3 protein-coding genes are annotated in these 5,488 nt (G+C 64.8%); 2 read left to right on the top strand and 1 reads right to left on the bottom strand.

Translation table 11 applies throughout. The features are described 5' to 3' along the window. Window positions 1-285 precede the first annotated feature (285 nt). A complete protein-coding gene (locus tag PSV40_RS04495) occupies window positions 286-3,495 on the bottom strand; it encodes an Rne/Rng family ribonuclease (protein WP_300534729.1) in 3,210 nt (1,069 codons plus the stop codon). Window positions 3,496-4,065: 570 nt separating this feature from the next. Here PSV40_RS04495 and PSV40_RS04490 point away from each other — a divergent pair. Further along, a complete protein-coding gene (locus PSV40_RS04490) occupies window positions 4,066-5,223 on the top strand; it encodes an RluA family pseudouridine synthase (RefSeq protein ID WP_300534726.1) in 1,158 nt (385 codons plus the stop codon). After that, window positions 5,192-5,488: HAD hydrolase-like protein (locus PSV40_RS04485; protein ID WP_300534723.1), on the top strand; the 297-nt coding region annotated here is incomplete at its 3' end. The genes PSV40_RS04490 and PSV40_RS04485, both read left to right, overlap by 32 nt.

Raw genomic sequence — 5,488 nt, 5'->3', positions numbered from 1 at the left:
TCGGGTGCGGGGAGACATGACGCGCAAAGCGCGTCATGTCGGGGCACGCGGCCGTCATGTTTGCACGTGCCTGCAGCACACACGGCCAAATGAAGCTCCCCGCCATCGCCCAGCGGGGCGAGGGAGTGGGGAGTTGCGCCTACTGTCCAGAGTGAGCCGGAAACGCAGCGTGATGCTGATGCACCCGGCTTCCACTCCCCAAAAAAACCAACAACGTCAGACGAAAAAAAGGCAGCCCGAAAGCTGCCTTTGATCTGAAGTGCCAGACCGGCACGAACGGAAAGATTACTCCGTGCGTTCACCCGCTGCCGGCGCGGCAGGCTGCTCAAACGGCAGGGTCATGTCGCGCAGGTCGCGTTTGGTTTCGACCAGCACCAGCGGGCTGGCGTCCAGTTGCGGTGCCGGTGGGCGTTCGCGTGGCACATGGATCGGTTTCGGTTCGGCGGCCATCGCCGCTTGTGTTTCGGCGATCTTGCTGGCGTCGGAATTGACCCATTGCAGACCCGAGGACTGGGCCACCTGGGCCAGGTCCTGCAGCGGCAAGTCGTAGGTCTGGACCTTCGGCAGCGCGCTTGCCGCGGGTGCAGCAGCGGCGGGCGCGATGGCCGCAGGCCGGGCGATGGCGGGTGCGGCGACAGGCGCCGGTGCTGCCACCGGCGTTGCCGGTACGGGTGCCGGTGCTGCGGCTGCTACAAATTCAGTAGCTGCCGGCGCACGTGTTTCCTGGGCTACGGCCTGATTTGACTCAAAGCTTTCAGCTGCAGCAACCGGGGCTGCGCCTTCTGCCTGACCCTCGGCGGGCTGGTCGCCGCGTTCCGAACGCTCGCGGCGGTCGCGGCCATAACGGTCACGGCTGCGGCGCTCGCGCGGCTGGCGGTCCTGGCCTTCTTCCTGACCTTCAGCGCGTGGCTGGACGTCGGTGGAAGAGGCCGGCACCACCGGGTTGCCGGCTTCATCGAGGCCGGCCACGACGCCGGGGTGTGCGGCATCAAAGCTGTCGGCCTGGGCGGCGGCTGCGGGTGCGCTGCTGCCGTCCGTGCGGTCGTCACGACGCTCATTGCGACGGCCAGTGCCGCGTTCACCGCGTTCGCCACGCTCTCCGCGTGCTTCACCGCGCTCGCCGCGTTCACGGCGACCCTGGCCTTCAGCGCGCGGCTGGCGCTCGCCGTCACGGCCGGCGTCCTGTGCCGGACGTTCCTGGCGCGGCGCGGCATCACCTTCGTTCATGGCTGCGGCCATGGCGGCCTGGTTGGCCAGGGCCAGATCCTGCTCGATGGAGTCGCGTGCCGGGCGGTCGGCACGTTCGCCACCGCGCTCGGCACCACGTTCGCCACGACCACGGCGGCTGCGTTCACCCCGTTCGCCGCGGCCTTCGCTGTCGCCCTGGCCTTCAGGACGCGGTGGCCGCTCTGCGCGCTCGGGACGGGCCTCGTTGTTGCGGCCTTCGGGACGTGCTTCACCGGCGGGACGTTCCTGGCGGGTACCTTCGGCGCGGCCATCGGCATTGCGCTCGCGGCGCTCGCCGCCACGGCCTTCACCACGTTCACCACGTTCACCACCACGCTGGTCGGGACGGGCTTCGCCACGTCCTTCGCCCGGGCGACCTTCGCTGCGGCCACCACGGCCGCCACGGCCGCCGCGTTCACCACGGCCACCGCGCTCGCCGCGTTCACCCCGTTCGCCGCGCTGCTCGTCACGCCGGCCTTCGCCGCGTTCGTCTTTTTTGGCTTCCTTGACAGGCGCCGGTGCGGGTGGAGCTTCTGCGCCTACAAAAAATTCCTTGAGTTTGGCAAAGAAGCTTTTTTCCGCCGGAGCGGCGACCACGGGCCGTACCGGCTGAGCCGCCACCGGGGCAGGCGCCGGTGCCGGCTTGGGCACGACGATGGGCGCCGGTGCATCGGGCAGCACGCCCTTGATGAGGGGTTCCTGCTTGTTGTGTTTTTCCTGGCTGCGGCGGGTAACCGTGGTCGGGTCTTCCATCTCCTCGGCCATCTTGTAGCTCGCCTCGATGTTGTCCAGGCGCGGGTCGTCGTGTTTCAGGCGCTCGAGCTTGTAGTTCGGTGTTTCCAGCGTCTTGTTGGGCACCAGCAGCACGTTGATGCGCTGCTTCATTTCGATCTTGGCGATCTCGGATCGTTTTTCGTTGAGCAGGAAAGACGCGACATCCACCGGCACCTGGCACAGCACCGAGGCCGTGCTGTCTTTCAGCGACTCTTCCTGGATGATGCGCAGGATCTGCAGCGCCGAGCTTTCGGTGTCACGAATGTGGCCGGAACCGCCGCAACGCGGGCAGGGAATCGAAGCACCTTCGTTAAGCGCAGGGCGCAGGCGTTGACGGCTCATTTCCATCAGGCCGAATTTGCTGATGGTGCCGAACTGCACACGCGCGCGGTCCTGGCGCAGCGCATCGCGCAGGCGGTTCTCAACGTCGCGGCGGTTGCGCGACTCTTCCATGTCGATGAAGTCGATGACGATCAGGCCACCCAAATCGCGCAGACGCATCTGGCGCGCGACTTCGTCGGCGGCTTCCAGATTCGTGCGGGTGGCAGTTTCTTCAATGTCGCCGCCCTTGATGGCGCGCGCCGAGTTGACGTCCACCGACACCAGCGCTTCGGTGTGGTCGATCACGATGGCGCCGCCGGAGGGCAACTGCACGGTGCGCGCGTAGGCCGACTCGATCTGGTGCTCGATCTGGAAGCGGCTGAAAAGCGGCGCGTCGTCGCGGTAACGCTTGACGCGGTGCTCGTGCTCGGGCATCACGTGGGCCATGAACTGGCGGGCCTGCTCGTAGACGTCGTCGGTGTCGAACAGGATGTCGCCGATGTCGCTGTTGAAGTAGTCGCGGATCGCGCGGATCACCAGGCTGGATTCCTGGTAAATCAGGAAGGCGCCCTTGCCACCCTTGCCGGCGCCGTCAATGGCGGTCCACAGCTTGATCAGGTAGTTCAGGTCCCATTGCAGTTCGGCGGCGCTGCGGCCGATGCCGGCGGTGCGGGCAATGATGCTGGAGCCGGCCGGGTATTCCAGCTGGTCCATGTTTTCCTTGAGCTCGGCCCGGTCTTCGCCTTCAATACGGCGGCTCACGCCACCGCCGCGCGGGTTGTTGGGCATCAGCACGACGTAGCGGCCGGCCAGCGAGACAAACGTGGTCAGGGCGGCGCCCTTGTTGCCGCGTTCTTCTTTTTCGACCTGGACCAGGATTTCCTGGCCTTCGCGGATCACGTCCTGGATGCGCGCCTGGCTGACCGACACGCCCTGGGCAAAGTATTGCTTGGAGATTTCCTTGAACGGCAGGAAGCCGTGGCGGTCTTCACCGTAGTCGACAAAACAGGCTTCGAGCGAGGGCTCGACACGTGTCACGACGGCCTTGTAGATGTTGCCCTTGCGCTGTTCGCGCCCTTCAATTTCGATTTCGTAGTCGAGGAGTTTTTGTCCGTCGACGATGGCCAGGCGGCGTTCTTCCGACTGGGTGGCATTGACCAGCATGCGTTTCATGGGGTTTCCTTCGTTCTTCTGTTCTCAAACATCACTGCCCGAAAAACGGGCAAACGACGCCGGGAGCAGACGTTGTGCGAACGTGGGGAATTGCCGGAGAGCTTTTGACGAAGCTACGGCGACTGAAAAATCAGTCGCAGAGCAGTCTGGGCGTAGGCGCGTGGATGGGGTGAGCCGGGGTCTGACAGGTATTTGCTACAAAAATAGTAGCTGCTTGCGCCCGCAGGACAAGGGCTGACGGCTGATTAATGCCTGAAAGCGGGGCCAGAAGGCGCCGCAGGCATAAAAAAATCAGTGTTGCCAGTGTTGTCAAGAGGCTACCCATGTAAAGACCAGATTTCACCTGGATCCGTGTCCAGCCCGCGGGGCTGCACACATCGTATTCCGTAGTTGTATTCGCAAAACGTCGACTCGTCTGCACAACATGTTCCTGCCGCGGGGTGCCTGGCACCGTGCGCTTGCGGGCATTTGCTGCCAGTGGCGTCGACCTTCCAGCAAGGCTGTTGCAGTGGGTTGATGGGTGTGTGGACTAAACTCCCAGACAAATCAACCACTTACAGCTTGTCGCTAGTGAAACACATTATAGGCGCAGGTTCAGGTAAAACACGCCGTCCGGGTAAACCCCTGACGGCGGCGCTGCCTGACCGACCCAGCCCCCCTCCGCCTTTGCAAGCCCCGCCGGAGCTGCCCGCAAAAGCAGCTCCGCAGGCCACGCTGGTGACAGTGGACGCTGACTTTGCGGGCCAGCGCCTGGACAACTTCCTGATCCGTCAGCTCAAGGGCGTGCCCAAGACCCATGTCTACCGCATCATCCGCAGCGGCGAGGTGCGCATCAACAAGGGCAGGGCGCAGGCCGACACCCGGGTCGAGGCCGGCGACATCGTGCGCCTGCCGCCGGTGCGCACCTCGGAGCGGGCCGACGAGAAGGCCAAGGCCATGGCGGTCGAAGTGGCCCGTCACGGCGCCGCGTCCACCACAGGTGGTTACGCGCCGTCACGGGAGTTCCCCATCCTGTTTGAGGACGAGCACCTGCTGGCGATTGACAAACCGGCCGGCGTGGCCGTGCATGGCGGCAGCGGGGTGGCTTTTGGCGTGATCGAGCAGCTGCGCATGGCGCGGCCCGAAGCCAGGTTCCTGGAGCTGGTTCACCGGCTGGACCGTGAGACCAGCGGCATCCTGCTGGTTGCCAAAAAACGGATGGCGCTGAAAAACCTGCAAGAGCAGTTTCGCGAGCGCGAGACCGACAAGATCTACCTCGCGCTCGTCAGCGGCGCCTGGCCGGCCAATAAAAAAGTGCTGGACGCCTCGCTGCAGAAATATTTGCTGCCTGACGGTGAGCGCCGCGTGCGGGTGGTGGACAAGGACCATCCCGACGCCATGCGTGCGGTGACCCTGGTCAAGGTGAAAGCGGCGCTGGCCGCCGCCGGGCGCGATTTCGCGCTGCTCGAAGTGACCATCAAGACCGGCCGCACCCACCAGATCCGGGTGCACCTGGCCAGCGCCGGCCACCCGATTGCCGGCGACGACAAATACGGCGACTTCGAACTGAACAAAGCCTTGCAAAAAGAAGCCGGTGGCGCGGCCCTCAAACGCATGTTTCTTCATGCCTGGCGGTTAAAGTTCACCCATCCGTCCAGCGGCAAACGCATTGACCTGCTGGCCGCGCTTCCCCCCGATCTCGAGAGTTTCACGACCCATGCCACGCCCGTCCCCCCCGCTCAACTTTGACCTGATTGCCTTCGACTGGGACGGCACGCTGTTCGATTCGACCAAAATCATTGTGCGCTGCATCCAGGCGGCGGTGCGTGACGTGGGCGGCACCGTGCCGACCGACGAAGCCGCCGGTTATGTGATCGGCCTGGGGCTGATGCAGGCGCTGGCCCATGCGGCGCCCGATGTCCCGCCCGCGAAGTACCCCGAACTCGGCGCGCGTTACCGCCACCACTACATTGGCCACCAGAACGACATCAGCCTGTTTGACGGCGTGCTGCCG

Source organism: Polaromonas sp., assembly GCF_029945925.1.
In the GTDB taxonomy this organism is placed as follows: Bacteria; Pseudomonadota; Gammaproteobacteria; order Burkholderiales; family Burkholderiaceae_C; genus Polaromonas.
Note: the sequence above shows the minus strand (reverse complement) of the source record. Positions and strands in the feature narration are given on the sequence as shown.

Coding starts and splice junctions, on each gene's coding strand:
- PSV40_RS04495 (WP_300534729.1), bottom strand. CDS start 3,495: ATGAAACGCATGCTGGTCAATGCCACCCAGTCGGAAGAACGCCGCCTG.